The sequence below is a fragment of the Oleiharenicola lentus genome (assembly GCF_004118375.1).
Taxonomy (GTDB): domain Bacteria; phylum Verrucomicrobiota; class Verrucomicrobiia; order Opitutales; family Opitutaceae; genus Lacunisphaera; species Lacunisphaera lenta.
The window spans coordinates 3,162,590-3,189,234 of sequence record NZ_SDHX01000001.1 but is presented as its reverse complement, the minus strand read 5'-3'; the positions used below and the strand labels follow the sequence as shown (position 1 = coordinate 3,189,234).

At 64.7% G+C, this 26,645-nt stretch carries 28 protein-coding genes and 1 tRNA gene; 20 read left to right on the top strand and 9 right to left on the bottom strand.

The window, feature by feature from the left end:
* Nucleotides 1-36 precede the first annotated feature (36 nt).
* From ESB00_RS13190 to ESB00_RS13130, 13 genes are all read left to right on the top strand, one after another.
* Nucleotides 37-681 carry a gluconate 2-dehydrogenase subunit 3 family protein gene (locus ESB00_RS13190; protein ID WP_129048147.1) on the top strand — a complete coding sequence of 215 codons (645 nt, stop codon included), beginning with the start codon at nucleotides 37-39 and terminating at the stop codon, nucleotides 679-681.
* A gap of 364 nt (nucleotides 682-1,045) precedes the next feature.
* Entirely contained in the window at nucleotides 1,046-2,269 is a 1,224-nt protein-coding gene (locus tag ESB00_RS13185) for an MFS transporter (protein WP_129048146.1), read from the top strand.
* A 171-nt stretch (nucleotides 2,270-2,440) separates the two neighbouring features.
* The gene (locus ESB00_RS13180; protein WP_129048145.1) at nucleotides 2,441-3,478 is read left to right on the top strand and encodes a sugar phosphate isomerase/epimerase family protein; all 1,038 of its coding nucleotides are present in this window, start codon (nucleotides 2,441-2,443) and stop codon (nucleotides 3,476-3,478) included.
* Between the two features lie 126 nt (nucleotides 3,479-3,604).
* Nucleotides 3,605-4,768: a Gfo/Idh/MocA family protein gene (locus tag ESB00_RS13175; RefSeq protein WP_129048144.1), complete on the top strand. Its 1,164-nt coding sequence runs from the start codon at nucleotides 3,605-3,607 to the stop codon at nucleotides 4,766-4,768.
* Between the two features lie 487 nt (nucleotides 4,769-5,255).
* Complete coding sequence (locus ESB00_RS13170; RefSeq protein ID WP_129048143.1) at nucleotides 5,256-6,002, top strand: hypothetical protein; 747 nt, start codon at nucleotides 5,256-5,258, stop codon at nucleotides 6,000-6,002.
* 296 nt (nucleotides 6,003-6,298) lie between these two features.
* Nucleotides 6,299-6,862, top strand: a complete 564-nt coding sequence (locus ESB00_RS13165; protein WP_129048142.1) for a hypothetical protein — start codon at nucleotides 6,299-6,301, stop codon at nucleotides 6,860-6,862.
* A 245-nt stretch (nucleotides 6,863-7,107) separates the two neighbouring features.
* Entirely contained in the window at nucleotides 7,108-7,593 is a 486-nt protein-coding gene (locus tag ESB00_RS13160; RefSeq protein WP_129048141.1) for a hypothetical protein, read from the top strand.
* 43 nt (nucleotides 7,594-7,636) lie between these two features.
* Nucleotides 7,637-8,380 (top strand): hypothetical protein, encoded by a 744-nt coding sequence (locus tag ESB00_RS13155; protein ID WP_129048140.1) that lies wholly within the window; start codon nucleotides 7,637-7,639, stop codon nucleotides 8,378-8,380.
* 56 nt (nucleotides 8,381-8,436) lie between these two features.
* Nucleotides 8,437-8,961 carry a tetratricopeptide repeat protein gene (locus ESB00_RS13150; protein WP_129048139.1) on the top strand — a complete coding sequence of 175 codons (525 nt, stop codon included), beginning with the start codon at nucleotides 8,437-8,439 and terminating at the stop codon, nucleotides 8,959-8,961.
* Nucleotides 8,962-9,287: 326 nt separating this feature from the next.
* Nucleotides 9,288-9,755 (top strand): hypothetical protein, encoded by a 468-nt coding sequence (locus ESB00_RS13145; RefSeq protein WP_129048138.1) that lies wholly within the window; start codon nucleotides 9,288-9,290, stop codon nucleotides 9,753-9,755.
* Between the two features lie 11 nt (nucleotides 9,756-9,766).
* A complete protein-coding gene (locus ESB00_RS13140) occupies nucleotides 9,767-10,468 on the top strand; it encodes a PIN domain-containing protein (RefSeq protein WP_129048137.1) in 702 nt (233 codons plus the stop codon).
* 258 nt (nucleotides 10,469-10,726) lie between these two features.
* On the top strand, nucleotides 10,727-11,431 hold the full coding sequence (locus ESB00_RS13135; protein WP_129048136.1) for a hypothetical protein: 705 nt from the start codon (nucleotides 10,727-10,729) through the stop codon (nucleotides 11,429-11,431).
* Nucleotides 11,432-11,724: 293 nt separating this feature from the next.
* The gene (locus tag ESB00_RS13130) at nucleotides 11,725-12,138 is read left to right on the top strand and encodes a DUF1294 domain-containing protein (protein WP_129048135.1); all 414 of its coding nucleotides are present in this window, start codon (nucleotides 11,725-11,727) and stop codon (nucleotides 12,136-12,138) included.
* Between the two features lie 197 nt (nucleotides 12,139-12,335).
* Here the strand turns inward: ESB00_RS13130 and ESB00_RS13125 are convergent, their stop codons facing one another.
* The gene (locus ESB00_RS13125) at nucleotides 12,336-12,794 is read right to left on the bottom strand and encodes a hypothetical protein (RefSeq protein ID WP_129048134.1); all 459 of its coding nucleotides are present in this window, start codon (nucleotides 12,792-12,794) and stop codon (nucleotides 12,336-12,338) included.
* A 194-nt stretch (nucleotides 12,795-12,988) separates the two neighbouring features.
* Here ESB00_RS13125 and ESB00_RS13120 point away from each other — a divergent pair, with 194 nt between their 5' ends.
* Together ESB00_RS13120 and ESB00_RS13115 are read left to right on the top strand one after the other, a co-directional pair.
* Nucleotides 12,989-13,507, top strand: a complete 519-nt coding sequence (locus ESB00_RS13120) for an NUDIX hydrolase (protein WP_129048133.1) — start codon at nucleotides 12,989-12,991, stop codon at nucleotides 13,505-13,507.
* Nucleotides 13,508-13,613: 106 nt separating this feature from the next.
* A tRNA-Ser gene (locus ESB00_RS13115) sits at nucleotides 13,614-13,703 on the top strand.
* A gap of 150 nt (nucleotides 13,704-13,853) precedes the next feature.
* Here the strand turns inward: ESB00_RS13115 and hpt are convergent.
* Complete coding sequence (gene hpt, locus ESB00_RS13110; protein ID WP_129048132.1) at nucleotides 13,854-14,420, bottom strand: hypoxanthine phosphoribosyltransferase; 567 nt, start codon at nucleotides 14,418-14,420, stop codon at nucleotides 13,854-13,856.
* Nucleotides 14,421-14,635: 215 nt separating this feature from the next.
* On the opposite strand from hpt, the gene ESB00_RS13105 reads away from it, so the two are divergent.
* From ESB00_RS13105 to ESB00_RS13095, 3 genes are all read left to right on the top strand, one after another.
* Nucleotides 14,636-15,709, top strand: coding sequence for an ABC transporter ATP-binding protein (locus ESB00_RS13105; RefSeq protein ID WP_129048131.1), 1,074 nt, complete (start codon nucleotides 14,636-14,638; stop codon nucleotides 15,707-15,709).
* 108 nt (nucleotides 15,710-15,817) lie between these two features.
* Nucleotides 15,818-17,440: an ABC transporter substrate-binding protein gene (locus tag ESB00_RS13100; RefSeq protein WP_129048130.1), complete on the top strand. Its 1,623-nt coding sequence runs from the start codon at nucleotides 15,818-15,820 to the stop codon at nucleotides 17,438-17,440.
* Between the two features lie 54 nt (nucleotides 17,441-17,494).
* Nucleotides 17,495-18,265: an energy transducer TonB gene (locus ESB00_RS13095; protein ID WP_129048129.1), complete on the top strand. Its 771-nt coding sequence runs from the start codon at nucleotides 17,495-17,497 to the stop codon at nucleotides 18,263-18,265.
* 3 nt (nucleotides 18,266-18,268) lie between these two features.
* Here the strand turns inward: ESB00_RS13095 and rpe are convergent, their stop codons facing one another.
* The 7 genes from rpe to ESB00_RS13060 all read right to left on the bottom strand — a co-directional run bounded on the left by rpe (nucleotide 18,269) and on the right by ESB00_RS13060 (nucleotide 24,168).
* Nucleotides 18,269-18,928 (bottom strand): ribulose-phosphate 3-epimerase, encoded by a 660-nt coding sequence (gene rpe, locus ESB00_RS13090; RefSeq protein WP_129048128.1) that lies wholly within the window; start codon nucleotides 18,926-18,928, stop codon nucleotides 18,269-18,271.
* A 127-nt stretch (nucleotides 18,929-19,055) separates the two neighbouring features.
* Nucleotides 19,056-19,577, bottom strand: coding sequence for an LPS assembly lipoprotein LptE (lptE, locus tag ESB00_RS13085; RefSeq protein ID WP_164976195.1), 522 nt, complete (start codon nucleotides 19,575-19,577; stop codon nucleotides 19,056-19,058).
* Between the two features lie 100 nt (nucleotides 19,578-19,677).
* Entirely contained in the window at nucleotides 19,678-20,745 is a 1,068-nt protein-coding gene (gene bamD / locus ESB00_RS13080) for an outer membrane protein assembly factor BamD (RefSeq protein ID WP_246026481.1), read from the bottom strand.
* A gap of 11 nt (nucleotides 20,746-20,756) precedes the next feature.
* Nucleotides 20,757-21,743 (bottom strand): beta-ketoacyl-ACP synthase III, encoded by a 987-nt coding sequence (locus tag ESB00_RS13075; protein ID WP_129048125.1) that lies wholly within the window; start codon nucleotides 21,741-21,743, stop codon nucleotides 20,757-20,759.
* Between the two features lie 8 nt (nucleotides 21,744-21,751).
* Complete coding sequence (plsX, locus tag ESB00_RS13070; RefSeq protein WP_281278164.1) at nucleotides 21,752-22,786, bottom strand: phosphate acyltransferase PlsX; 1,035 nt, start codon at nucleotides 22,784-22,786, stop codon at nucleotides 21,752-21,754.
* A 74-nt stretch (nucleotides 22,787-22,860) separates the two neighbouring features.
* Nucleotides 22,861-23,037 carry a 50S ribosomal protein L32 gene (gene rpmF / locus ESB00_RS13065; protein WP_129048123.1) on the bottom strand — a complete coding sequence of 59 codons (177 nt, stop codon included), beginning with the start codon at nucleotides 23,035-23,037 and terminating at the stop codon, nucleotides 22,861-22,863.
* Between the two features lie 123 nt (nucleotides 23,038-23,160).
* The gene (locus ESB00_RS13060; protein WP_246026480.1) at nucleotides 23,161-24,168 is read right to left on the bottom strand and encodes an undecaprenyl-diphosphate phosphatase; all 1,008 of its coding nucleotides are present in this window, start codon (nucleotides 24,166-24,168) and stop codon (nucleotides 23,161-23,163) included.
* An 82-nt stretch (nucleotides 24,169-24,250) separates the two neighbouring features.
* Between ESB00_RS13060 and trpD the strand changes: the two genes are divergently transcribed.
* Entirely contained in the window at nucleotides 24,251-25,297 is a 1,047-nt protein-coding gene (gene trpD / locus ESB00_RS13055) for an anthranilate phosphoribosyltransferase (protein ID WP_129048121.1), read from the top strand.
* Complete coding sequence (gene glmM, locus ESB00_RS13050; protein WP_129048120.1) at nucleotides 25,294-26,634, top strand: phosphoglucosamine mutase; 1,341 nt, start codon at nucleotides 25,294-25,296, stop codon at nucleotides 26,632-26,634. Before trpD ends, glmM begins: the two co-directional genes overlap by 4 nt.
* Nucleotides 26,635-26,645 lie beyond the last annotated feature (11 nt).

The following is a 26,645-nucleotide window of genomic DNA, read 5'->3' as shown; positions in this document are numbered from 1 at the left end:
TTCAGGTATCAGGTTTCAAGTTTCAGGTTTCTCCCCATGAGCTTCAGCGAATCCCGTCTCGACCGTCGTGCCGCGCTCAAGTGGATGATCGCCGCCGGCGCCACGCTGGCTGCGGCCGGCGGCCCTATGCGCGCTTCCGGTCAGGCCGCACCGCCCGCCACGAAGGGCTACGGCACCGACCCGCTCCTCAACAAGGAATACGCCCCCGGCGACGTCTGGCCGCTGACGATGACCGACGCCCAGCGCCGCACCGCCGCTGCGCTCTGCGCGCTGATCATTCCGGCTGAGGGTGGGGTGCCCAGCGCGGCTGATCTGAAGGTGCACGACTTCATTGATGAGTGGATCAGCGCACCGTATCCCGACCAGCTCCGTGACCGGGAAACCGTGCTCGAGGGCTTGGTCTGGCTCAACCGCGAATCCCGCGCCCGCTTCGGCGAGGATTTCGCTGCGCTGACCGAAGTGCAGCAGAGCGCGATCGCCGACGATATCTGCGACGCCGTCACGGCTAAGCCAGATCACCGGGAGGGCGCCCGCTTCTTCGCCAAGTTCCGCGACCTCACCGCCGCCGGTTTCTTTACCACGCCCGAGGGCATGAAGGACGTCGGTTACGTCGGCAACACGCCCCTGATCGAGTTCAAGGGCCCGCCGCCCGAGGTGCTGGCGAAGCTGGGTCTGGCCTGAGGTGGAGCCCGAGCTCCGCGCGGGCTGGTTTGCGTCTTCTTTTAGGGTCGGACCTTGGTCCGACCTCACGCGCGAGGTCGCCGCAAGCGGCGACCCTACACCAACTGCCGATCTGATCGGCGCGCCTCGGGGTGCGCCCCGGCGCTGCCAAGCCACGTCTCCACGCTAGCGGACGACCCAAACTGCGCGGAGCGCCGGTTGCACCCATGACCGGGGCGAGGGCGCCCCGGCTCCATCCCCCTCATCCCGTGTAGCGCAAATGTGTGACAACCCTTCTCAAAAAAGGAGTGTTCAAACGCGTGCATAACTGTTTTCACTGGCCGCGGTCATTTGTCAGTCACTCAACCCCACTCACACCCCATCCATGAATCCCTCCCGTTTGTTCACGGCCAGTTGCGCCGCCCTGATAGTCACTGCGATGAGTTTCGCCCTTCGCGGCGGAGCCACCGGTGACTGGATCAAAGAATTCAATCTGACCAACGAGCAAGCCGGCTGGGTCAACGGCACCGCGTTCTGGGGCTTCACGCTTGCGATGGTATTCGGCGGTCCGCTGGTGGACGCCCTCGGTTTCAAGCGCATTCTGAGCATCGCCTTCATCGGCCACCTCGGCGGCATCCTGCTGACGATCTTCGCCTGGGATTTCTGGAGCCTCTTCGGCGGCACGCTCCTTTTCGGCATCGCCAACGGCTCGGTCGAGGCGGCCTGCAATCCCCTCGTCGCGACGCTCTACCCGAAGGACCAGACCACCAAGCTCAACCATTTCCACGTGTGGTTCCCGGGCGGCATCGTGATCGGTGGCCTTCTCGCCTACCTCTTCGGCAACATGGGACTCGGCTGGAAGGCCCAGTTTGCCACCATGCTGCTCCCGCTCGCGGCCTACGCCTTCATGTTCCTCGGCCAGGAGATGCCCAAGACCGAGCGCGTGCAGCGCGGCGAGTCAACCGGCTCGATGTTCGCGGCCTGTCTCGCTCCCGGCTTCATCCTCATGGTCGGCTGCATGCTCCTCACCGCCTCCACCGAGCTCGGTTCCGGCCAATGGATTCCGAACATTCTCTCGCATGCCGGCGTCTCGGGCATCCTCGTGCTGGTGTGGATCAACGGCCTGATGGCCGTCGGCCGCATGTTTGCCGGTCCCTTCGTCCACAAGCTCTCGCCCATCGGCATGCTGGTGATGAGCGCCATCCTCTCGACTCTTGGTCTCTACGCGATGAGCCACTCGACCGGCAATATGCTCTTCGTGGCCGCCACGGTCTTCGCCTTCGGCGTGTGCTTCTTCTGGCCCACCATGGTCGGTTACGTCGCCGAAAACTACCCGAAGACCGGCGCTCTCGGCATGGCCATCATCGGCGGCGCGGGCATGTTTTCTGTGAGCTTCGTGCTCCCGATCATCGGCAAGTGGTATGACGCCGGCATCGCCGAGCGCACCCCGGCTGGTGCGGCCCCCACGGGTGACGCGCTCGCTGCGATCCAGGCCGCCGCCGGCCTCGACGCCCTCGGCAAGGTCGCCATCCTGCCCGTCGCGCTGACCGTGATCTTCGTGCTCATCGCCGTGCTGAAGAAGAAGCCGGCTGCCAACGCGGCCCATTGAGCCGCGTTGGCAGTGCCAAGTGCCAGGTAACAAGTAACAAGAAATGAGCCGCACCTCATCTTGATACTTGTTACTTGATCCTTGTTACTTTCGTTGACCATTCGTTCTGCCCCGACCGGGGCGTTGTCCGATTTCTGATATCGTCAATCGTAACTCTTAAATCGTAATCCCATGCCTCGCTCTGTCACCCTGTTCACCGGCCAATGGGCCGACCTGCCCCTCGTCAAGCTGGCCCCGTTGGCCAAGCGCCTCGGCTACGACGGCCTCGAACTCGCCTGCTGGGGCGATCACTTCGACGTGGATGCCGCCGCCACGTCCGACAAATACCTGAAGGAGAAGTGGGAGGTCCTGCTCGACAACAACCTTACCTGCTTTGCCATCTCGAGCCACCTCGTCGGCCAGGCCATTTGCGACCTGATTGACGAGCGGCACAAGGCCATCCTCCCGCCCGATGTGTGGGGCGATGGCGAGCCCGAGGGCGTGCGCAAGCGCGCCGCCAAGAAGATGGCGCTGACCGCCAAGGCCGCGCGCCGCTTCTTCGACGCCAAGCCCGGCGCCAAAAAGGGCGCCCCGGTCGTCGTCAACGGCTTCACCGGCTCCTCCATCTGGCACTCGATCTACGCCTTCCCGCCGACTTCGCAGGCCTACTGGGACGCCGGCTTCGCCGACTTCGGCAAGCGCTTCGGCCCGATCCTCGCCGAATTCGACAAGCAGAACGCCAACTTCGCCCTCGAGGTGCACCCGACCGAAATCGCCTTCGACATCGCCAGCGCCCAGCGCGCGATCGAGGCCGTGAAGGGCCACAAGCGTTTCGGCTTCAACTACGACCCCTCGCACCTCGGCTACCAGGGCGTGGACTACGTGAAGTTCATCCGCACTTTCGGCTCCCGCATCTTCCACGCCCACATGAAGGACGTGTGGTGGGGCCACGGCGACGGCACCGTCGGCGTCTTCGGCGGGCACACGACCTTCGGCAATCCCGGTCGCTTCTGGGATTTCCGCTCGGTCGGTCGCGGCGACATCAATTTCGAGGAGATCATCGTCGCCCTCAACGACATCAACTACGCGGGCCCGCTCTCCGTGGAGTGGGAGGACATCCGCATGGACCGCGAGCACGGCGCCGCCGAGTCCTGCGCCTTCCTCCGCAAGCTCGACTTCGCCCGCAGCCAGATCGCCTTCGACGCGGCCTTCGACAAAGAAAATCAGTGAGGCTTTTGGCCCACGGAATACACGGAACACACCGAAATTTCTGAAAACATGTTCTGTGTATTCTGTGTGTTCCGTGGGCAACACTCTGATTCTGTCCGTTTTTCCCTTGTTTAAACAATTTCTCCCATGAGCTCTCACCGCAAACTTCGTTACGGCATGATCGGCGGCGGGCGCGGCGCCTTTATTGGCGGCGTGCACCGTATTGCCGCCATCATGGACGGCCAGGCTGTCCTCACCGCGGGCGCGTTCTCCAGCGACGCCGCCCGCTCCAAGGCCTCGGGCGAGGACCTCTTCCTCGACCCCAGCCGCGTCTATGGCAGCTACCAGGAAATGGCCGCGGCCGAGGCGAAGATGCCCGCGGACCAACGCCTCGACTTCATCGTCATCGTCACGCCCAACCACCAGCACTTCCCGCCCGCGAAGCTCTTCCTCGAAGCCGGCTTCAACGTCGTGTGCGACAAGCCCGTGACCTTCAACCTCGCCGAGGCCAAGAAGCTCGCGGCCGTGGTGAAGAAGTCGAAGAAGGTCTTCGTCCTCACCCACAACTACACCGGCAATGCCATGGTGAAGCAGGCCCGCGAGCTCGTGCAGGCCGGCGCCCTCGGCGAGATCCGCAAGGTCGTGGCCGAGTATCCGCAGGGCTGGCTCAGCACGCTCCTCGAGAAGACCGGTCAGAAACAGGCCGGCTGGCGCACCGACCCGAAGCGCTCCGGCGCCGCCGGTTGCATCGGCGACATCGGCACGCACGCCGAGAATCTCGCGCGCTACATCACCGGCCTTCACATCGACACGCTCTGCGCCGACCTCACGACCTTCGTCAAGGGCCGCGCCCTCGACGACGACGGCAACATCCTCGTCCGCTTCAAGGGCGGCGCCAAGGGCATCATCCACGCCTCGCAGATCAGCGTCGGCGAGGAGAACGCGCTCAACATCCGCGTCTATGGCACCAAGGCCGGCCTCGAGTGGCACCAGGAGCACCCGAACCAGCTGCTCGTGAAATATCCCGACAAGCCCACGGAGATCTGGGGCCGCGGCAACGGCTATGTTGGCAAGGCCGCCGGCGCTGTCACGCGCACGCCCTCCGGCCACCCCGAGGGTTACCTCGAGGCCTTCGGCAACATCTACAAGGAAGCCTTCCGCGCCATCCGTGCCGAGGTCTCCGGCGAGCCTATCCCAGCCGACGTGGATTTCCCCACGATCACCGACGGCGTCGAAGGCATGGCCTTCATCGAGACGGTGGTGAAGAGCTCGAAGGCCGGCGCGAAGTGGGTGAAGTTCCCGAAGGTCTGAGGGCCCACGGAATACACGGAACACACAGAATTGAACCAAGGGCGCCTATGGGCGCCCTTTTTCTTTGATGTAAGCGGGACTCTCAGTCCGCGTTTCCGGAGGGCCCGCGTCCCTGCGGGCCGTGTCTTGAACTGAAGGGCCGGTCTCCAGCCGTCGCCGAGCCTATAGCTGGCAGGCCGCACCGGCCGCGACCGATGTGGCGCGCGTTGCCCTCAACGCGCGAGAGTTGTTCACATCGCTGCAATCGCCCTGACGAGCAGGGCGCTACCGCCAACCCGGTTAATCAAGTCCCTTGTCCTTGGTCCCTTGTCCATTCGTCCTGCTAGCGCCGTCCATCTGCAACAACTTGAGGCTTAGTAGTAAAGCTACTCGCTATGGACGTTTACTAGTGGGGTGCGCCGCGCAAAATGCGCGATGCTGATTCCACGCATCAGCTTCACGCACCCCGGCAAAGCAGCGATGCCTCAACCCGTCAGGTCGTTTCCCCATGAAAAAGCTAGCCTGTCTCGTCGTCTTAGTGACCGCGTTCCTGTCGCTTCCCGCGCAGGACGCCAAGCCGGCCGAAACCAAGAAGCCCAAGGAAAACGTGATCTCGTCCTACCGTGTCTTTGCCAAGACCGGGCAGGATGAAGCCCTCAAGGCCGCCCTCAGCGCGCACGCCAAAAAATACCACAGCGGCGCCCACCGCTGGCGCGTTTACAGCGTGCTCTCCGGCCCGGATGCCGGCGCTTACCACATCGTCGAGGGCCCGTTCTCCTGGACGGCGCTCGATGATCGCGGCGACCTCTCGGCCGACCACAACAAACACTACGAGACGACCATCGCGCCCCTCGTGGAGAAAACCACGTCGGATGTTTATCTCCAATATGAGGAGGAGCTCAGCACTGTGCAGCTCACGGCCTTCTCCACCAAGGCCTCGGTCACCGCCGTCTTCCCCAAGCCCGGCCGCGGCCCCGCGACGCGTGAGGTACTCAAGACCCTGAAAAAGGTCTGGGAGAAGCGTGGCTTCAACTACGCCGTCTATTCATCGCAGATGTCGGGCGAGCCGAGCTACCGGCTCGTCCGCCGCTTCAAGGCCGGTTGGAAGGATCTCGACGCCGAGGGCGTGACCCAGGCGCAGGCGATGGCTGAACTCGGCCTCTCCAACACGGAAGTGCAGGAGGACATCGCGAAGGTCACCGAGCGGACCTACTCCGAGATGATCGAGCTGAAGCCCGAGCTCGGCTCGAACTGAGGCGCGTTACTGCAAAAACTGATTCCAGATCCGGGGCGCCTGCGGGCGCCCCTTTTTGATTGGTGGAGGGCCGGGCTCCGCACCGGCCGCGTTCCGGAAGGTGGCGGGCGGTATTGTCCCAACGCGTAGAGGATGTCCGCATCGCTGTAAGCGTCCTGGGGAGCAGGTCGCTCCACCGCCAACCCGGTTGATCAGGGCCCTGGTCCCTCGTCCTTGGGCTTTTGTCCTTCGTCTCCCTTTTCTCCGAAACCTTTGAATAAATTCCCGGTCGAACCCGTCAGACCGTCATCTCCACCATGAAAAAGCTCCTGATCGCCTCCCTTCTGTTCACCGGCGCCCTGGCCGCCCAAGCGGCCGACACCGCTGCGGCTCCCGCGACCCTCCCCGAGGTTGATCACTGGGTTTACCTCAGCGAACTGCCCGATCCGGCCGAGCTCACCCAGAATGCCGCGGCCAACGGCCTGTCGGTCCAGCGCCTCGACCAAACCGCCGATGCGGTGGTGATAACCTACAAATACCCCGACGGCGTCGTCGGCACCATGGGTTACAAGCTGCTGTCCTCCGTCCGCACCAGCGAACGCGTGGTCGCTCGCGTCCAACCGCCCTCACGCGCGGTTTACACCTCCGGCGACACCACCACGGTCGTGGTGAAGGACGACCCCGAGATCATCTACGTCGAGCGTGAGCCCCGCACCCGCGTGGTCTATCGCGAACGCGACGACTTCTGGCTCCCGCTGACCCTCGGTCTGGGCATCGGCTACGTGACGGGCCACCACAGCCACCATCACTACTCCTATCCTCGCTACCACTACAGCGGCCACTACCGCAGCTACCGGGGCGGACACCGCGGGCGGCACTGAGGCCGGAGAAGTAACAAGGATCAAGTTTCCAAGTATCAAGAGGGCGCCTCCGGGCGCCCTTTTTCTTTGTTGGAGGCGGGACCTTCAGTCCTACGTTCCGGTTGTAAGGCGTGCGGGGTCTCAGTCACCTCGCCGCCAAGTCGAAGAAGAAAGACACGGATGGCTTGCTCCGCGGGCGTGGGGATTGTTTGGTGAATCCGGGCCACGTTTCCGGCGTTTTCCGGCGATAGAGTCATTCCATACCCATGCGTAACCCTTATCAACGCCCCTGGCCGGCCACGTTTTTCTACGTTTTGGCCGGCCTCACCTTACTTATCTATCTGTTACTCGGAGGAATTGTCATTTGGGGCGGCGGGACCTCGCCGGAAAACCTGCCCATCAAGGAAGCCGAGGGGATATTCAAGGCGCTGGGTGTCTGGTTCGTTATCGTGGGGGTGCTGATTTCCTCCGTCATCGCCGCCATCGGTTACGTCATTGAGTTGATCGCGAAGATCGAGTGGAACACGCGGCCGCCCTCGTGGGCGACTGGCGACGGGCATGTCCCGACGGCCGCCCCGCCGGGCGTGAAACTCTACTACTACATCGACAAAGGCCCGCTGGTCGGCCCCATGACCGCGCCCGACATCCTGAACCTCGTCCGCGACGGCAAGCTCTCAATCGCCACCCGCTACTTTGTCGAGGAAAACGGCCAGCGTCGCCCCCTCGCCAATCTCTCCGACATCAATTTTTAGTTCCGCTCGCTGCCCTGAACCGAAAGCACATCGTGCAAGGACCATGGGCCTGACCCTCCACTACAAGCTGCGGGCCCCGTCCGTGACCGGGGAGGAACCGGCGCGGGTGCTGGTGACGCAGATGCGCGAGGCGGCGCTCGCTTTGAAACAGGCCGGGCGGATCGAGAGGGTCGGCGCGATCAGTTCGTCGCCCGCGCAACTCGCTTGGCTGAGCGAGTGGATCATGGTGCCCGTGCCGGACGAGCCGAACACGACGCGCGGCGTCGAGGTCCCAGCGCAGGCGGGTTATGTGTTCAACGTCACGCTCGGGGAAGGCTGCGAGCCGCTGCGACTCGGCCTGTGCGACTACACGGTGGAGTGGCGCGACCACGACACTCACCGGCTGGAGCGGGTTGGGACCGCCGGCTGGCGGCTCAGCGGTTTTTGCAAGACACAGTATGCGAGCTTGGGCGGGTGGGAGCCCTTACGCCGCGCGCACACCGCCGCCGTGGATCTGCTGGCCGGACTGGCCAAGCTCGGTGTCGGGGTGGAGATCACCGACGAAGGCGGTTACTGGCCCGGCCGCGACGAAGCGGAGCTGCGCCGCACCGTGGAGCGGATGAACGGCATCGTCGCCGCCTTCGCAGGCGCGATGAAGGACGCGACCGAAGAGGTGCCCGGCGGCGCGCCCGTGCAGTCCCCGATCTTCGCGCACCCGCAGTTCGAGCACCTCGAAGCCGAAGGCATGGCGCGGGAAGGGAAATTTGTGGAGCAGGCGGTGAAGCTGGCGCGCAAAGCCAAGAAGTAGTCCGGGTCCTCAATCCCTGACTTGCTTCGCTGCGTGACTCCTTAGTGTTCAAACCCATGGAACCGGGCCGTGAAGAACACCTGATGTTCGCCAAGCATTTCGAGCGGGCGCAGGGCTGGCTGCTGCTGGAAAACCATGCGGCGGCGGAACGGGCGCTGCGGCTCATCCCGTCGGCGTTCCGGGGGCGGTCGGAGGTCCAGCAGTTCCGGGCTCAGTTGTATTTGGCGGCGGGGCGCTGGGCGCGGGCGGTGCCGCTGCTGCGGAAGCTCGTGAAGGCGGATCCATCGGAGGCGCAATATTGGGTGAGTCTCGCCTTTGCCGTGCGGCGGGCGGACTCCATCGCCGCGGCCGAAAAGATTCTCCGTGAGGCCCGTGAGCGCTTCCCGCAGGAGGCCGTCATCTGGTTCAACCTCGCTTGTTACGCCGCCCAGCAGGACCGCCTGCCCGAGGCGCACAATTGGCTCCGCGAAGCCGTCCGGCGCGAGGCGGCCTACCGCGAGCTGGCGAAGACGGACACGGATCTGGCGCCGTTCTGGAAGGCGGTCGCAGACGGTGTGATCGCGGCGCCGTGGGGGGATTGAGCGGGGGATGGGATCAAGGGAGAAAGGAGAATGGAGCAAGGAGAAGGAATAGGACGGGGAGGCACCTTTTATTTGCCGCGGCAAATCCAGGGCCGGTCGCCCGGCCTACGCCATGGCTGGGTTGTTGCGGGCGTGCCAACCGGCACCGGTCCACTGTTTCTGTGCGTCAAAAACTGATGTCGGGTAGTCCGTGGTCTTTAGTCCCTCGTCCCTTGTCCTTCATCTCCCATGCACTTCGGCCTTGGCGTCGGTCGGACGCTCCCCAAACCTCTACGCGTCCCCGGGGCCACGGGTGATGAGCAAGCACCGCTTCAAGTATTTCTTCTATGACCACCCCGCCGCCCCTTCAGCCGTTGTTGCGTGATCAGCGCAAGGTTGATGCCGACCATCTGAAACTGCTCGCCGTGTTCCACTATGTGCTCGGGGGACTGGCCGTCTTGGGGCTCGGGTTCCTGCTGCTGCACTGGTTCATGATGAACGCGTTCGTCGGCAATCCGGAGATGTGGAAGGACCCCTCGGGCAAAGGAGCGCCACCGCCGCCCCAGGCGTTCTTCGCGATCTTCAAATGGTTCTATCTCTTCATGGGCACGATGATCGTGGTCGCCGGCGTGAGCAACGTCGTCTCCGGCCTCTGCATCCAGGCGCGGCGCGGGCGGGTGTTCAGCCTGATCGTCGCCGGCATCAACTGTCTATGTTTCCCGTTCGGCACCGTGCTGGGCGTGTTCACTTTCGTGGTGCTCCTCCGCGAGTCGGTGGCGGAAGTCTATGAGGCGGCCGGCCGGCCGGCGGCCTGAGGATACCGGCCATGACCATGTCACCGTTTACACACTTGGTATTAGTCGATTTCGAAAATGTGCCAAAGGTTAACTTGGGTGCATTGGCGGGGAAGCCCGTTCACGTCACCCTGCTGATCGGCAACAAGCAGACGAAGCTGGAAACATCATTCTCTCTGCAACTGCACCATTTCGCGGCGCAAGTGACCCCGGTCGAAGTTGGAGCTTCCGGTCGCAATGCGTTGGATATCACGTTGGCCTGCTATCTCGGGCAGGCGGTCCAGCGCACGCCTGACGCCGAATTCTTTATCGTGTCCAGTGACAAGGATTACGACCCGATGATCGCCCATCTGCGGGCGACCACCGGGGTGAAGGTTTCACGACACGCTTCCTTTGACGCGCTGCCATTCTTGAAGCCGGCGAAGAAAAGCGGCTCCACGAAGCCTCCTTTCCCTATTAAAAAGGAAGTCGAGGCGGAGGAGACCGTGCTGACCAAGATGACCGTGCCGCCTGCAATGAAAAAATCGGCCGATGGCTATGCCAAGCTGCTTCAGCAGATTCGAAGCGGTAAGAACCGTCCGAGCACACGGGCGAAGCTGATGCATCACATCCACACGGTTTACGGACAAAAATCCACAATTGAGCAACAAGCCTCCGTGGTGTGTAGGTTAGAAAACGACAGTGTCATCACCATCGACGACAAAGATAGAGTGACTTACTTGGAACAAGCGTAGTGCTAGTGGGTGAGGCTTGAAACATTAGCGCGCATAAGTGTGGATTAGTGGTTAACCCAGTTCGAATCCGTGCCCATCCGTGGTTAAAAGTTATTGAGGTTTGGTGAAATGCTTAGCACATGGAAATCGGCCCGCAGGGACGCGGTTCCTCCCGGGCAAACCGGCCGGTGCGGAGACCGGCCCTCCACGGGAACCGAGCTCTTGCGCGATCCAGCTTGATGGATTGCTTCGTCGATCCGGATGCCGGACCTTCTCGCAATGTCAGAGCAGCCCATTCCCAACTATCCCCGCATCCGCTGCGTGCAGAGCTTCGCGGAGCTGGCGGCGGGGCGGTTCAGCGATGGCGTCAACGCCCTGTGTTGGCCGCGGGTGCTGGCGGGGGATTTCGCGGAGATCGTGGCTGCTTTGGGCTCCGGCGAGGGTGTCGTTGTGATCGACGAGGCACGGCTGAGCGGCTTGGCGCTCAGCGCACAGGGCCGGTCGGCCAGGGCTGCGATCCTCGAGGACCTGCGCCTGCTCCGCGAGCAGGCGCGCGATCCGGTGCTCAACTGCATCCACGGCTACCCGCGCGACGAGGACGCCGGGCCGGTGGCGACGGACGTGTTTTCTTGGCACGCGGACAGCGCGCCGGTCGAGGCCGACACCTGGCTGTGCACCTACCACGGCTCGCCGAGCGAGGGCCTGCGCAACGAGGACGCTTTGCGCCGCGTGGACGTGCCGGCCACGCGGGCGGAGCTGCTCAAGCTCTACGGCGGCGCGGACGACGCGGGGTTTCGTGACTTCCTGCACGAGCATTGCTACGACCTGCATTATGCGGCGCTGCCCGGGGCGGTGCCTTATGGCTTCGGACATTTCAACCTTTGGCGCATCACGGTGGACTGGCCCGGCAGCCCGGTCCCGCCCTGCGTGCACCGCGCGCCCGCGACGATCCCGGGCGAACCGCGGTTGATGGTGATCTGCTGACAGCGCGGCGGCGGTGTCGGATGCCGTGTCTCGGGCAGGCAAGGAGCAGGGAACGCGGATTGTGCCTGACCGCCACGCTTTCGGCCGGGGCTCAAGCGCAGCTACGGCTTGGCTGAACGGTCCAGAGGAAGCATTGACCGTGGATTAGCGTGGATCAGCCGAGAAGAGCGGTTAACCCTTCCTTCATTCGCATGCAAAAACTCGTGTTCATCATGGCGGTGCTGACGGTGCTGTTCATCCTCGCGGCGGCTTTTTTAGGGCCGAAGGGTGGGAAACGCTGAGCGGAGTGGCCGATGCGCGATAACAGCCGATCGTCGAAGCAAGGCGGAAGCCTCAGCGGCGGGTCCTTGATGGTGCTGGCCGGCTTGCTGGTTTTGCCCGGGTGGGCGATGGCGCGGGTGCTGGAGCCGCAGCACGGGCTGTGGGGTGGCGTTTGGGGCGCGACGGCTTCGTTGATCACCTTCGTGGCCTATTGGCACGACAAGCGGTCGGCGCAGGCGCAGGGCTGGCGGACGCCCGAGGGTATTTTGCACTTGTTGGAGTTGCTGGGCGGTTGGCCGGGGGCGCTAATCGCGCAGCGCTGGTTCCGGCACAAGACCGTCAAGGTGTCGTATCAGGTCGTCTTTTGGCTGATCGTGGCGTTGCACCAGCTCGTGGCGATCGATGCGCTGCGCGGCTGGGTGGGGCTGAAGGGGCTGTTGCGCTAGAGCGCGTTGAAATTGAACTGTAGCTGCGTTGAAGCGCAGCGGCAGCGCGGTCGTCTCTTGGCCACGCTTTCGCCTCCGGCTCAAGCGCAGCTACAACTCTGTTGGATCTGCGACAGAGCCGACTCACCGTAGCTGCGGCCGCACTTGGGGCGGGGGCGAAAGGAACCGGCGCTCCGCGCGGAAATTCGGCCAGGCTCCTAAACGGAGCGGCCGCCGGAGCCCTTGGTCTTTTCGACGAAGCGGTTCAGGTTGGCGGCCAATTCCTGAAAGAAGTCGCCCTGGCGTAGGTGCACCGGGCTCAGGTCACCCTGCAGCAGTTTTTCCCGGAGGTGGCGATTGAGCGCAAATTCGGCGCCGATGATGCGCGAGAGCTGGTAATGGAGGATCACCGCAACCAACACGGAGAGAATCACGACGATGGCGGTCAGGATGATGAAGAGGTTTTTATACATCCCGGCGAGGGTGGCGTTCAGATCCGCGCCTAGGGCCGGGGCCGCGGCCACCACGTCCTGCACTTGCGAGAGGAATTGCAGGCAGAAGAAAGCGGACAAGGCCGAGGAAAGGATCACCACGCCCACAATGCTCGCGGCGGCGGCGAGGTAGGCCTTGGGCCGGACTTTGACGGAGGCGACGGCGGAACGGGTCGTGTTGCTCATGAGGGAGATAAAGGAGGCGGCGATACGGTTGGAGACGGATGCAATCTTGCAGATACCTTTCGGACACAAAAGACGGAAGTGGAGGGAGAAAGAGAAAAGGAGCGGACATCGGGGCACCGTGGGGCGCCGATTCATGGCTAACGGGGGAGAGAATCTTGCTGATTGCCCGTCACAGGACCCTCTACGCTGGGACCATGGGACAGAATCTGGACGAACTTTTCGATGTGGTGGACGAGCAAGATCGCGTGGTCGGGCAGATGCCACGGCGCGAGGTACACCGGCTCAAGTTGCGTCACCGGGCCGTGCACCTGCTGGTGGTGAACCGGGCCGGGCAGGTCTTTCTGCACCAGCGTTCGCAGTTGAAGGACCAATTCCCGGGTTACTGGAACACCTCCGCCGCCGGCCACGTGGGCGCGGGTGAAGACTATGACAGCACGGCGGCGCGGGAGCTGGAGGAGGAGCTGGGCTGCCGCCCCGTGAGGTCGCCGCAACCGCTGTTCAAGGTCGAGGCGCGCGAGGAGACGGGTCAGGAATTCGTGTGGGTCTATCGAGTGGAGGCCGAGGGGCCCTTCACCTTGCATCCCACCGAGATCGAGCGCGGGGGCTGGTTCACTCCAACTGAGATTGACCAGTGGCTGGCGGAACGGCCTTCGGAGATCGCGCCGGCGCTGATGTATCTCTGGCCCCGGGTGAAGGACCGCTTGCGCGGATAGGACCCCGGTCCGCCGGGCCTGCACGCTCGGTGGCAGGGGATTCCGTCGGTTAGGAAAAAGCCCTTGCACTCGACCGGGCGGCGGGTTTCCTTCCCAGCTCACCTCCGGAGAGATGGCCGAGTGGCTGAAGGCACAGCTTTGCTAAAGCTGCATAGGGGAAACTCTATCGAGGGTTCGAATCCCTCTCTCTCCGCCATTTTGACGAAGTCCAAATGGCGTCACCGTGCAACGGTGGGCAGCGAGGAGCGATGCAAGAGAGGGATATGGGGCGCGAGAAGCGCGAGTGCTTTGCACCTGCCAAAGGCAGCCAATCCCTCTCTCTCCGCCATTTTGGCCAACGCCGGGCTTATTTCCCGCCGTAGAACTTGGGCTTCAGGACGCCGATGCAGGGGAGGTTGCGGTAGCGCTCGTTGAAATCGAGGCCGTAGCCCACGACGAACTCGTTGGGGATCTCGAAGCCCACGTAATCGGCCTCAAAGGGCACGGCGCGGCGGGCCTTCTTGTCGAGCAGCACGCAGGTCTTCACGGTGGTGGCGCCCTTGTCCTTGATCATGCCGGCGACGGCGGCGAGGGTCTTGCCGGTGTCGAGGATGTCGTCCACGAGCAGCACGTTGTGGCCGCGGACGTCGAGTTTCATGGAGTCCACGATACGCGGTTCGCCGACGGCCTTGGTGCCGTCGTGATAGCTGGAGGCGCGCAGGCAGTCGAGGCGCAGGGAGCTGCGCAGCTGGCGCAGGAGGTCGGCGGTGAAAATCAGGGCGCCGTTGACGATGGCGACGACCATCAGGTCCTTGCCGGCGTAGTCGCTGTTGATCTGTTCGCCCAGGCCCGCGATGCGGCGCTTGATGGCGGGGGCGCTGACGAGGATGTGATCGAGATGCTTGAGCTCCGGCGGTCCTTTGGGCGAGGGCATGGAGGTAGATCAAAGCACCAAGTAACAAGTGCCAAGTGCCAAGTGCCAGGGGGCGGATGCCAAATCCAAGCGCCAGCGGGATGGTTCCTTTGCCGCTGGAGGGATGATTTCTTGATGCTTCCCGCTTGCCACTTGTTCCTTCCCGCCGGGCTCGGGGCTTAATCGCTTTGACTTGGCCGGGGGCGGCGGGTTGCCTCGCCGGGCGCGCCTCACCCATGATTTCGATCCAGGTCAAGCAACTCACCAAGCAGTTCGGCAACGTGGTGGCCCTGCACGGCCTCGACCTGACCATCAATCCCGGCGAACTCTTTTTCCTGCTCGGGCCCAGCGGCTGCGGCAAGACCACGCTCCTGCGCAGCCTGGCCGGCTTCTACATCCCGGAGAAAGGGCAGATTCTCTTCGGCAACGAGGACGTCACCCGCCTTGAACCGCACAAGCGGAACACGGGCATGATGTTTCAGAGCTACGCGCTCTGGCCGCACATGACCGTGGCCGAGAACGTCGCGTTTGGTCTCCACGAGCGCAAGGTGCCGGCCGAGGAAATCAAGACCCGCGTGGCCGAGGCGCTGGCGTCGGTGAAGATGGAAAAATACGCGGAGCGTAAACCCAACCAGCTCTCCGGCGGCCAGCAGCAGCGCATCGCGCTCGCCCGCGCGCTCGTCATCCGGCCGCGCTGCCTGCTGCTCGACGAACCGCTCTCCAACCTCGACGCCAAGCTCCGGCTCGAAATGCGCACGGAGATCCGCCGCGTGTGCAAGGAGTTCCAGCTCACGACGGTCTATGTGACCCATGACCAGAAGGAGGCCCTGTCCATCGCCGATCGCATGGCGATCCTCGAGAGCGGCCACATCCTGCAGGTCGGCACACCGCGCGAGGTTTACAAGCGTCCGACGCGGAAAGTGGTGGCAAACTTCATCGGCGAAACAGATTTTCTCACCGGCAAGGTTCTTTCGGTGGACGGCGACCATGTGTTTGTCGAGACCACGGTCGGGCGCTTCCAGGGTGTGTTCGGCGATCCCACCCGCCCGGCGGCCGCGGGCGCCGAGGTCACGGTCTCGATCCGCCCGGAGTGCTGGGAACTCCACCGCGATGCCGAGCGGAAGAACGTCGTGACCGGCCGCATCGGCGACTCCATCTACCTCGGCGAGGTGGCGCAGTATGATTTTGTGACCGCCAACGGCACCAAGCTGAAGATCTTCGAGCGCAACCCGCGCTTCGTGGACGGCAGCGCGCGGGGCGAACTCTACGCCACGGTTGAGCCCGAGGACGTGGTGGTGCTGACGGACTGAGGGATCCCTTTGTTTGCATTCTGAGCACAGCGAATAATCCAGCCGCATGACCGTCGTCGCACATCGTTCTGGATCCTTCACTTCGTTCAGGATGACAGGAGGCGTGGGATGAACCGCGCCCTCATCATCCTCGCCCTGCTGACCGTCGTGGCGCTCCCGTTCGCGCTGCGTCCGGCCAAGAAGACCATCGGGCGCGCCGACGGCACGGTGGTCATCATCACGCCCCACAACGAGGCCATCCGGCAGGAATATGCGCAGGGATTCCAGGAATGGTATCGGGCGAAGACCGGCAAAACCGTGACGATTGACTGGCGGGTGATCGGTGGCACGAGCGAGATCGCGCGCTTCCTTGAGTCGGAATATATCGCGTCGTTTCAAAACCACTGGACCCGCAAGCTCGGCAAGTCGTGGAGCATGGAGGTGCAGGCCTCATTCGCAAACGCGCGGTTGGCGAAGGACGCCAACCCGGAGGCGCAGGAGGCCCGGCGCGAGTTCCTTGCGTCGGAGGTCGGCTGCGGCATCGACGTGTTCTTCGGCGGCGGCACCTTTGACTTTATCCGGCAGGCCGATGCCGGCCGCATCGTGGATTCCGGCCTGTTGCAGCGCCGCCCCGAGTGGTTCACCGACGACGTGATCCCGGCCAGCTACACCGGCGAGCCGTTCCGCGACAGGCAGGGCCGCTGGCTCGGCCCCGTGCTCAGCGGCCACGGCATGCTCTACAACCACGACGCCCTCGCGCGGCTCGGCATCACCGCGCCGCCGCGCGAGTGGGCCGACCTGACCGACCCGAAATACCTCGGTGAAGTCGCCGTGTGCGACCCGACCAAGAGCGGTTCCATCGCGAAGTCCTTTGAAAGCATCATTCAGGAGCAGATCTATCTGGAATGGACGAAGCTCGTCGCCGACACCGGCCGGCCGAGGGCCGAGCTCGAGAAACAGGCCGTGGCGCAAGGCTGGGAGCGTGGCCTGCGGCTGCTCCTGCTCGTGAGTGCCAACGCCCGCTATTTCACCGATTCGTCGCAGAAACCGCCGATCGACGTGGCGGCGGGCAACTGTGCGGTCGGCATGTGCATCGATTTCTACGGCCGTTACCAGGAGCAGAGTTCGGCGGAGCGCAGCGGACGCCAGCGCCTGGGCTTCCACATGCCCGAGGGCGGCACCACGCTCTCGCCCGATCCGATCGCCCTGATGCGCGGTGCGCCCAACCGGCAGATCGCCGAGGCCTTCATCGAATACGTGATGTCCATGGAGGGCCAGAAGCTCTGGAACTTCAAACCCGGCACCCCCGGCGGGCCGCAGCACTTCGCCCTGCGCCGGCTCCCGATCCGCAAGGACTTTTACCGCACACCAGAATTCGCGGCGCACCGTTCCGATCCCGAGGTGAATCCCTACGCCGGCGAGGCCCCGCTGGTCTATAACTCGGCGTGGACCGGCAACCTGTTCCGCGAGATGTCCTTTGTGATCCGCATCATGGGCATCGACACCCACAACGAGCTGGCCGCGGCCTGGCGGGCGATCAACGCCCCCGGGGTTCCCGCCGCGCGCCGCGCCGAGGCGCTGGCCGTGCTGACCGACCTCTCGGCCGTCGGCTACGAGCAGATGTTCGCCAGGGTGAAGCCGGCACTGACGTCCAAGAACAAGGTGGACGAGGTGCGCTTCGCCAGCGAGCTGGCCGGGCATTTCCGCGCCCAATACCAGCGCGCGGAACGCACAGCCCGGGGCACATACTGAGTTTGTTGCATAACTCCGACTGGATTGCGGCGGCGGAGGGACTAGGTTTCCCGCATGATTGTATTTCTCCGTCTGCTTTCCGTTGCGGGTGTGGTCCTGGGTGGCACGGTGCTCTCCGCCCGGGCGGATAATCCGACCGACGGCGCTCAGCCGGTGATGGTGAGAACCTCGCTCGAGGTGCGCCTGCCGGAAAAACTCCGCGCCTTGCTGCTCGAAAAACCGATGGTGCGATGCCTGGTCACCGTGGATGAGGAGAGCCGGCTGGTCGAATTTGTGGCGGTCGAGGCCACGCACCACGAGCTGCTGGAACGGGCGGCGCAGGCGATCCGCGAGACGATTTTCGAGGCGGCGACGCTCAACGGTCGCACCGTTCAATCCACGGCCGAGGTCCGCGTGACTTTCTTCGATCCCGAACAGCGGGCGTTGCAGGACGGACTCGTTGCGCGGCCGTTCGGATCCTCGTCGGCCGATGCGGTTTCCCGGCGAATTTATGCGAATGCGAAAGAGCACCACGGTTTCCGGCATTCCGACCAGGCCGAGCTCGACGCGCCGCTGGCGATGACGGCCGGCAAGCTGGTGGTGCTCGCCGACGACGAGGGACGCACGGCCAGCGGACGTTGCGTGGTGGACTACTACGTGGATCATCTGGGTCAGCCCCGCATTCCCCGGATCGTTTCCTCCGACAACGACACCGTGGCGCGCAGCGCGCTGCTTACGCTGCAACAGCTCCGATTTGCCCCGCCAACCCGCGCCGGTCAGCCCACCTGCGTGAAAGTGCGCCAGCCGTTCATTTACGAGGGCGGCCCCGCACCGGCCGGTTCCTGAGCGTTACAACGCGGCCATCGCGGCGGCGAAGGCCGCCTGGTCGGATGCCTTGAAGAACGAGGTGCCGGCGACAAAGGTGTCGGTGCCGGCGGCACGGCACTGCGCCGCGGTGCCGAGGTCGATGCCGCCGTCCACCTCGAGACGGAAATTCAGGCCGCGGCTCCGGCGCCAGCCATCGATCTCGCGCAACTTCGGCAGCATGTCGGCACGGAAGGGTTGTCCGCCAAAACCGGGCTGGACGGTCATCACGAGCACGAGATCCACGGCATCGAGCAAGGGTTCGATGGCCGAGGCGGGCGTGCCGGGATTCAGCACGATGCCGCACTGGCAACCGAGCGCGCGGATGCGGGCCAGGGTGGCGCGGTGGTCGTAGGCAGGTTCGATGTGGATGCTGATGAGGTTGGCCCCGGCCTTGGCAAAGGCGTCCGCGTAGCGGTGGGGCTCGGACAACATCAGGTGCGTGTCGAAGAAGGTCTTGAGTCCCGCCCGGCGCAGGGCGGCGAGGGTCTCGGGTCCGAAGGACAGGTTCGGCACGAAATGCCCGTCCATGATGTCGAGGTGCAGCCAAGGGGCACCCGCCTCGGCCGCAACCTGGGCGCTGGCGGCGAGGGCACCGTGATCACCGGCGAGCAGGGAGGGAGCGAGGAGGGGGGCGTTGGGCATGGACCGGATGACAGGAGTCAGAGGACAGATGACAGAGCGAGGAAGAGGCTCAATCCCGGAATCCTCTGGCGACGGTCTATGACCATCGTGGCGCGTGATCCGGAGACTATGGGCCGCCGCTCCAGCCTCACCAGGTGTCGAGCACGGCACTGACGGCTTCCGTCGCGAGCGATTCGCCGAGGACCGGCAGAAGCTGGCTTTCGGCGGGGACGAGACCGTCATCGGTCATGGCGCCGCGTTTGGACTCGATCACGCGGTCGGTAAAGAAATGGCTCCGGTCGCGGTTGTTGAGCAGCGTGGCGCGGGCCTGAAGCGTCACGTCGAAGCGCCGGGCGAGGCCGGTGTCGTCGGCCCGCGTGACCGCCACGTCGCGTTTGTAGCCGGCCACGGTGATCTCCAGCACGGCGTCGGCGGCTTCGGCCGAGTTCACGAGGCGCACGCGTCCGTCGCGGATGAAGGCCTCGCGCACGCGCGTGGTGAGCTCAGCGCGGGCTTGCGGGATGAGGGCCTCGGTTTTGACCGGAGCCACGAAAAGGGTGGCAAACTTGGGCGCGCTGCCGGTGCCGAGCTGGTAGCCCGTGCAGCCGGCGAGGCCGAGGGCGGAGGCCAGAAGGCAGAGAACAGAGAGGAGATTTACCAAGCGTGTCATTCTGAGCGCAGCGAAGAATCCAGAGGAAGCCAACATGCCGTCCGGTGTCACTGGATTCTTCACTTCGTTCACAATGATCGGGAGGCGAGCCCTCCCGGTCTTAGAAAATCCAGAACCGCTTCGTCTTCTTGGCCGGGGCGGGCTTGGGCGGGCCGGAGCCATCCGGCGGGGTGACCTTGGCCTGTTCCTCCAGCTTGGCGTCAACGACGGTCAGCTTTTCGCGGGCCTCGGTGGCGACGGCGGAATCGGGATAGGCGGTGATCGCCTCGTTGTAGAAGACCTTGGCCGCCTTGTAATTTTTGCGGTGCTTGTAGTAGTAGTCGCCGATGACCATCTTGCTGCGGGCGAGCACGGACTTCATGTCGGCGAGACCGGATTCGGCGGCGACCATGCCGTTGTGACCGGGGAAGAGAATCATGTAATCCTCGTAGTAGGTGATGGCGTCCTGGGTGGAGGCCTGGTCGTAGGCGGGGCCGTCCACGAGCGAGGCATGGGTCTCGGCGATGCGCAGGTAGGCATCGGGGGTGAGGACGTTGCGCGGGTAGGTGCTGATCATCCGGTCCAGGGCGTCGATGGCGGCCGGAGTCTCGTTCATCTTCTTGTAACCGCGGGCGGCGTTCATGAGCGCGAGGGGCGCATAATCGCTGAAGGGCGCGGTCATCACGATGGTCTCGAAATAGGCGATGGCGCGCTCCCGGCTGCGGAAACCGGGGAGCCACCAGACGGTCTTGGCGCGCTTGCCCTCGGCGAGGTCGGAGGCGATGCGGTATTGCTCGCCGATGACCTGGTTGAACTTTTCGGAATTCGGGTAGCCGGCCACCAGCACCTGGTAGGTCTGGAAAGCCTTGTGGTATTTGCGCTGCTTTTGCTGGATGAGGCCGGTGCGGAAGAGGGCTTCGGCGGCGTAAACGGAATTGGGATACTTCTTGGTGACCTGGGTGTAGGCCTTGAGCGCGCGACCGTCTTCGCCGGCTTCCTCGGCGGCGCGGGCCTTGTTCATGAGCTCGAGGGCGTTGCGGCCTTCCTCGCCCTGCAGGCTGGCGAGCACGCCGCCCTGGACTTTCCAGCCGCTCTCCGGGGTCCACACGAGGTCGGCGGACAGGCGGAGCGGGGCGAGCATCACCGCCACAAGGACGGCCAGGAGGGGAAGAGAAGTGGGGCGACGCATGAAAATAAGTTTTACCATCGAACCAGCGCGGCTCCGTAGGTCAAGCCAGCGCCGAAGGCGACGAGCAGCGTGGTGTCACCGGGCTTGATGCGACCGGCCTTCCGGGCTTCGTCGAGGGCGAGGGGAATGGTGGCCGACGAGGTGTTGCCGTAGCGGTCGAGGTTTACGAAGAACTTGTCGAGCGGCATCTTCAGGTTGCCGGCGAGCGCCTCGATGATGCGGATGTTGGCCTGATGGGGAACCACGAGGCTGATTTGGTCAGGAGTCAGCTGGTGTTGTTCCATCATTTCCCGGGCCACGGTCTCCATGACGCGGACGGCGCTCTTGAACACCTCGCGGCCGTTCATGCGGATGCAGTGGTCGCGTTTGGCCACGGACTCGGCCGAGGCCGGGGTGCGGCTGCCGCCGGCGGGAATGTAAAGGTTGTCCACAAATTCGCCGTCAGCGCCGAGGTCGGTGCCGAGGATGCCTTTGCCGGGCTCGGGCGACTTCATGAGCACGGCCGCGCCGGCGCCGTCGCCGAAGAGCACGCAGGTGGTGCGGTCGGTCCAGTCGGTGATCGTGGAAAGTTTTTCGGCGCCGATGATCAGGGCGCGCTTGTAGCGGTTGGTCTGCAGCTGGCCGTAGGCGATCTCGAGGGCGTAGAGGAAGCCCGAGCAGGCGGCGGCAATGTCAAAGCAGGTCGCGTGGGCCGGGACACCGAGCTTGTGCTGCACCAGGCACGCGGTGGAGGGCAGGGGCAGGTCGGGCGTGCAGGTGGCCACGATCAGCAGGTCGATGTCGGCGGCGCTGATCTTGGCGTCAGCGAGGGCATTGGCGGCAGCCTTGAGGGCAAGGTCGGAGCAGGCCTCGTCGGGCGCGGCAATGCGCCGTTCGCGGATGCCCGAGCGGGTGCGGATCCACTCGTCGGAGGTATCGACCCGTTTGGAAAGTTCTTCGTTGGTGAGCACCTGGGCGGGGGCGTAGGAGCCGACGCCGGCGATGATGACGGAAGCCATGGGAGAAATCAGGAAGCGGGGGCGGCCGGAGCCGCCGGGGGATCGAGGAGGGCGTTGGCGCGGGCGACGTCCTGTTCGGAGTGCTGGTAAAGGTCCTGGTGGATGATCTTGGCGGCGGCGCGGATGGCATTGGCCATGGCGTGGCGGCTGCTCGAGCCGTGGGCCTTGAGGATGTTGCCGCGCACGCCGAGGAGCGGGGCGCCGCCGTAACGGTCGGGGTTCATCCGCGATTTCAGGGCGTCGAAGGCACCTTTGGCGAGCAGCGCGCCGCCGATGCGGAGCGGGTTGGCCTGCAGCTCCTGCTTGAGCATGCCCGTGATGAATTTGGCCAGCGATTCCCAGGTCTTGAGCAGCGTGTTGCCGACAAAGCCGTCGCAGACGACGACGTCCACGGTGTCGCGGAAAACTTGGAAGCCCTCGATGGGGCCGGCGTAGTTCACCACGCCGTCGAGCCGCTTCAGGAGATCATGCGTCTCGGTGATGAGGGAGTTGCCCTTGCCTTCCTCGGTGCCGATGGTGAGCAAGCCGACGCGGGGGGCCGCGACGCCCAGGATCACCTTGGCGTAATTGGCGCCGAGGATGGCGTTGTGCACGAGGTGTTCGGGCTTGGCCTCGGGATTGGCGCCGGCGTCGATCAAAATGAAATGGCCGCCTTCACGCGGGATGACGGCGGCCAGGGCGGGGCGATCCACGCCATCCATCATGCGGAGGCGCAGGGTGCTGCCGGCCATGAGGGCCCCGGTGTTGCCGCAGCTGATGGTGACGCGGGCCTCGCCGGTTTTGACCAGATCGATGGCCTTCACCATCGAAGAGTCTTTCTTCCGCTTGAGGGCCTGCAGCGGTTTGTCCTCCATGGTGATCACCTCGGAGGCGTGCAGGATCGAAACCCGCGGGTTACCGGCGAGCCCGGCGGTGCTCAGCAAGGGCGACAGCACCGCTTGGTCGCCCACGAGCGTGATGGGATCCATCGTCTCATCGGCCAGCACGAGCTGAACCGCCGCGACGACCTCGGACGGACCCAAGTCTCCGCCCATCGCGTCCACCGCAATGCGGGCGTTACCGGGCGCGGGACTGGCGGTATCGGGGTGGATGGCGAAAAACCCAGCCGCTAACCCGATCAGACCTCGACGTTGAGAACCTGCCGGCCGCGATACATGCCGGTCTTCGGGTTCACACGATGCGGGCGGAAAGCGCCGCCGTCGGTGTCCTTGGAGAACTGGGGGGCCTTGAAGGCGTTGGCGGCACGGCGGTTGGCGCTGCGGCGCTTGGACTGTTTGCGTTTCGGATTGGCCATAAATCAGGTTTGGTAGTGCGCCGGGGGTGTAAAAACCGACGCTGTTTTCTGTATAAAGGTAAGGGTGGTAAGGTTGGCGGTGGGAGCCGTCAAGTAGTTACTCGTCAGCCGAGTCGCTGTCGCTCAGAGCAGATAGACAATCGTCAGGATCAGCGCCAAGGCCAGCCGGTAGTAGGCGAAGAAAGCCAGGCCGTAGCGGGAGATGATGTGAACCAGAAACTTGACCGCAATCAGGGCTGAAATGGACGCCACGCCTGCTCCCAACAGCACGTTGCTCCAGCCAAATACCTCGATCATGGCGGGGCCGGACTTCACGCCCTTGTAAAGGGCGGCGCCTCCCAGAGTGGGCAACCCCACCAGAAAGCTGAATTCCGCGGCCTTCGCCGGGCTCAGGCCGGCCAGATAACCGCCCACGATGGTCACCATCGAGCGGCTCGTGCCGGGCCAGAGCGCCAGGCACTGGCCGAGGCCGATCAGGAGCGCGTTGCGCGGGGGAAGGTCGGCGGCATCGCCCTTGGCGCGGCCGACCCCGATGCGGGCTTCGCGCCAGCGCTCGGCCCAGAGCATGAGGATGGCGCCCGCCACTAGGGCCACGATCACGGCCCAGACCGAGAACAGGTATTGGTCGATCAGGTCGTGCAGCAGCAGGCCGAAGACGACGACCGGCAGGAAGGCCAGAGCGACGTTGCGCAGCAGACGCAGGCCGGCGCTGCTGCGGCCGAAGAGGCCGCCGACCATGAGGAACAGTTGCTGGGCGTAAAGAAACAACACGGCGGCAATCGCGCCGACCTGAATGACGACCGCGTAGGTGTCGGCGGCGAGCTTGAGCGTGAGGGGCTCGCCGTCGGGGTTCGCTTCCGTGGGGCGTTTATGCCAGAGCGGCTGGCCGTCCTTGTCCTTGAGCTGGGCCTCGGACTCCAGTCCGAGCACGCGGTTGGCAATGATGAGGTGCCCGGTGCTCGAAATGGGGAGAAACTCCGTCACACCCTCGACCACGCCAAGCACGATGGCATCGCCCACGCTCAGCTCGGCGGCCGGAGCGGGAGCAGCCTGCGGCCCGGCTGGTTCAGCGGCGCCTAGGGTGGCGGTCAGCAGGAGGGTGGCGCAGAGGGTGCGGAGCGCGGAAATCACGCGTCCATGTCCGCGCAAAGCCCGGGTGCTGTCGAGTTTTATGCTTTGCGGGGGTCCGGGGTTTTGCATGTTGTCGCGCACCATGGCCGCTCTCCCTGCGCTCACCTTATCCCTGCAAGCTCGTCAGGATTTGGATCCCGAACAAGTGCGGGCCGCCGCGGCCGCGCTGGCCTCGCCCGAGGTGTCCGACGAACCGAAGGCCGCCTTTCTGCTCGCCCTGGCCGACAAAGGCGAGACGCCCGCGGAGATCGCCGGCTTTGCCTCGGCGTTTCGAGCCATGGCCATTAATCCGGGGGTCGAAGCCATCGCGCCGCGGGCGATCGACATCGTCGGCACCGGCGGGGACCACGCGGGCGGGTTCAATATTTCCAGCCTCGTTGTGCTGGTGCTGGCCAGTGCCGGCGTGCCTGTGATGAAGCATGGGAACCGCGGCATCACCTCCAAGTGCGGCAGCGCCGATCTGCTGGCGGGCCTCGGCGTGGAAATCACCGCGACTCCGGAAAAGTCGCGCCGCGCGCTCGAGCAATTGGGTTACGCCTTCTTCTTCGCGCCGAACTACCACCCGGCGTTCAAGCACATCGGCCCGGTGCGCAAGCAGCTGGCCGCGCAGGGACGGCGCACGGTCTTCAACATCCTCGGGCCGCTCATCAACCCCGGCCGTCCCGCGCACATCCTGCTCGGCGTGTATGCGGCGCCGCTGGTGGATAAACTGGCCGCCACCCTGGAGGAGCTTGGCCAGCCCGCGGGGCTCGTCGGACACGGCGTCATCGGGGAAGGGCAGGGCATCGACGAACTCACCACGGCCACACCCAACCGCGTGCGCGGCGTCGGCCGCCTGCGCGGGGTGCAGGGCATCTGGGGCGCGGAGACCTTCGGCCTGCCGACCTCGTCCTTCGACGACCTGCGCGGCGGCGATGTCACCGCCAATCTGGCCACGGTTGATGCCATTCTTGCCGGTCGCGGCCCGGCGGGTCTTGTGGACACGATCGTTTTCAATGGTGCGGTCGCGCTGCATGTGGCCGGACGGACGCCGGCGATCGCTGCCGGCATCCCGCAGGCGCGGGAGCTCCTGCTCGGCGGCGCCGTGCGCGCCAAGATCGCCTCCACCCGCGAATTTTACCTGAAATGAAAAGACAGTATTTCGGCACCGATGGCATTCGCGCGCCTTACGGCAGCGACATCATGAATGAAGACTTTGCCTGGCGCCTCGGCGTGGCCGTGGCGGGCTGGCTGAGGGAAAACGGCGCGGCGCAAGGGGCCGTGGCGTTGATCGGGCGGGATACGCGCGCTTCGGGTGAATCACTGACCCGCGCGTTGGCCGATGGCTTGGCTCATGGCGGATGCCGGCCGTTCACGTTGGGCGTTCTGCCGACGCCGGCCGTGGCGTGCGCGGTGTCCGCCCGCAAGGCGGCGCTCGGTGTGGTGGTTACCGCTTCGCACAATCCCGCCTCCGACAATGGCATCAAGTTTTTCGGGGCCGCCGGCATCAAGCTCACCGATGAACAGGAGGCGCGCATCGAGGCGCTCCTGCCCGCCCGACGGGGCGAAATGCGGTCCAGCCCGCTGGAGACGGTGGATGGGATCACGGACTACCTGGCCGCCTCAGCCAAGCTTCTGCCCGCCCGGCTGACTGGTTGGCGGATCGCCCTCGACACGGCCAACGGTGCCACGGTCCATACCAGCGGTCGGGTGCTGCGCGAATTGGGCGCGGAAGTCATTCCGCTCGGTGCAGAGCCTGACGGTCGGAACATCAACAACGGGGTCGGCAGCGAGCATCCCGAAAAGCTGGCCGAGCTGGTCCGGCGTCAGGGAGCACGGCTTGGCATCGCGCACGACGGCGACGGTGACCGTTGCATCCTCTGCGACGAGCAAGGCGAGGTGTTGGATGGGGACGAGATTCTCACGCTGTTGGCGCTGCATGCGCTGAAACAAGGCCGCCTGGCGCAAAAACTTCTCGTCGTGACCCAGCAGAGCAATCTCGGGGTCGAGGCCGCGGTCGAGGCGGCCGGCGGCCGCGTGGCCCGCACGCCGATCGGGGATCGCTACGTGATTGAGCGCATGCGCGCCGAGGGTGCGATCCTGGGTGGTGAATCCTCCGGCCACATCATCTGCTCGGAAGTTTCGCCGACCGGTGACGGCTTGGTGGCTGCGCTCAAGGTCATCGAGGTGATGCTCGCGACCGGCCACCCGCTCTCCGTGTTGCGCCGGGTGCTCGTCAAGTTCCCGCAACTCACACTGGCTTTGAAAGTCCGGGAGAAGAAGCCGCTGGATACTTTGCCGGGTTTGACCGGCACCATCCGCCAGGTTGAGTCGGAGTTGGGCGCACGCGGACGGGTCTTGGTGAGGTATTCGGGGACGGAGCCCAAGCTGCGGCTGCTGGTGGAAGGACCCACGCGGGAAACCGTGCAGGCTGTGATGGATCGTCTGCGATCGGCGGCACGCAGTGAGCTGGAAGTTTTGGACTAGGGCCGGATTGT

Excerpts from the sequence above, each read along its gene's own strand:
- ESB00_RS13190 (WP_129048147.1), top strand. The coding sequence starts at position 37 with ATGAGCTTCAGCGAATCCCGTCTCGACCGTCGTGCCGCGCTCAAGTGG.
- ESB00_RS13185 (WP_129048146.1), top strand. The coding sequence starts at position 1,046 with ATGAATCCCTCCCGTTTGTTCACGGCCAGTTGCGCCGCCCTGATAGTC.
- ESB00_RS13180 (WP_129048145.1), top strand. The coding sequence starts at position 2,441 with ATGCCTCGCTCTGTCACCCTGTTCACCGGCCAATGGGCCGACCTGCCC.
- ESB00_RS13175 (WP_129048144.1), top strand. The coding sequence starts at position 3,605 with ATGAGCTCTCACCGCAAACTTCGTTACGGCATGATCGGCGGCGGGCGC.
- ESB00_RS13170 (WP_129048143.1), top strand. The coding sequence starts at position 5,256 with ATGAAAAAGCTAGCCTGTCTCGTCGTCTTAGTGACCGCGTTCCTGTCG.
- ESB00_RS13165 (WP_129048142.1), top strand. The coding sequence starts at position 6,299 with ATGAAAAAGCTCCTGATCGCCTCCCTTCTGTTCACCGGCGCCCTGGCC.
- ESB00_RS13160 (WP_129048141.1), top strand. The coding sequence starts at position 7,108 with ATGCGTAACCCTTATCAACGCCCCTGGCCGGCCACGTTTTTCTACGTT.
- ESB00_RS13155 (WP_129048140.1), top strand. The coding sequence starts at position 7,637 with ATGGGCCTGACCCTCCACTACAAGCTGCGGGCCCCGTCCGTGACCGGG.
- ESB00_RS13150 (WP_129048139.1), top strand. The coding sequence starts at position 8,437 with ATGGAACCGGGCCGTGAAGAACACCTGATGTTCGCCAAGCATTTCGAG.
- ESB00_RS13145 (WP_129048138.1), top strand. The coding sequence starts at position 9,288 with ATGACCACCCCGCCGCCCCTTCAGCCGTTGTTGCGTGATCAGCGCAAG.
- ESB00_RS13140 (WP_129048137.1), top strand. The coding sequence starts at position 9,767 with ATGACCATGTCACCGTTTACACACTTGGTATTAGTCGATTTCGAAAAT.
- ESB00_RS13135 (WP_129048136.1), top strand. The coding sequence starts at position 10,727 with ATGTCAGAGCAGCCCATTCCCAACTATCCCCGCATCCGCTGCGTGCAG.
- ESB00_RS13130 (WP_129048135.1), top strand. The coding sequence starts at position 11,725 with ATGCGCGATAACAGCCGATCGTCGAAGCAAGGCGGAAGCCTCAGCGGC.
- ESB00_RS13125 (WP_129048134.1), bottom strand. The coding sequence starts at position 12,794 with ATGAGCAACACGACCCGTTCCGCCGTCGCCTCCGTCAAAGTCCGGCCC.
- ESB00_RS13120 (WP_129048133.1), top strand. The coding sequence starts at position 12,989 with ATGGGACAGAATCTGGACGAACTTTTCGATGTGGTGGACGAGCAAGAT.
- hpt (WP_129048132.1), bottom strand. The coding sequence starts at position 14,420 with ATGCCCTCGCCCAAAGGACCGCCGGAGCTCAAGCATCTCGATCACATC.
- ESB00_RS13105 (WP_129048131.1), top strand. The coding sequence starts at position 14,636 with ATGATTTCGATCCAGGTCAAGCAACTCACCAAGCAGTTCGGCAACGTG.
- ESB00_RS13100 (WP_129048130.1), top strand. The coding sequence starts at position 15,818 with ATGAACCGCGCCCTCATCATCCTCGCCCTGCTGACCGTCGTGGCGCTC.
- ESB00_RS13095 (WP_129048129.1), top strand. The coding sequence starts at position 17,495 with ATGATTGTATTTCTCCGTCTGCTTTCCGTTGCGGGTGTGGTCCTGGGT.
- rpe (WP_129048128.1), bottom strand. The coding sequence starts at position 18,928 with ATGCCCAACGCCCCCCTCCTCGCTCCCTCCCTGCTCGCCGGTGATCAC.
- lptE (WP_164976195.1), bottom strand. The coding sequence starts at position 19,577 with ATGACACGCTTGGTAAATCTCCTCTCTGTTCTCTGCCTTCTGGCCTCC.
- bamD (WP_246026481.1), bottom strand. The coding sequence starts at position 20,745 with ATGCGTCGCCCCACTTCTCTTCCCCTCCTGGCCGTCCTTGTGGCGGTG.
- ESB00_RS13075 (WP_129048125.1), bottom strand. The coding sequence starts at position 21,743 with ATGGCTTCCGTCATCATCGCCGGCGTCGGCTCCTACGCCCCCGCCCAG.
- rpmF (WP_129048123.1), bottom strand. The coding sequence starts at position 23,037 with ATGGCCAATCCGAAACGCAAACAGTCCAAGCGCCGCAGCGCCAACCGC.
- trpD (WP_129048121.1), top strand. The coding sequence starts at position 24,251 with ATGGCCGCTCTCCCTGCGCTCACCTTATCCCTGCAAGCTCGTCAGGAT.
- glmM (WP_129048120.1), top strand. The coding sequence starts at position 25,294 with ATGAAAAGACAGTATTTCGGCACCGATGGCATTCGCGCGCCTTACGGC.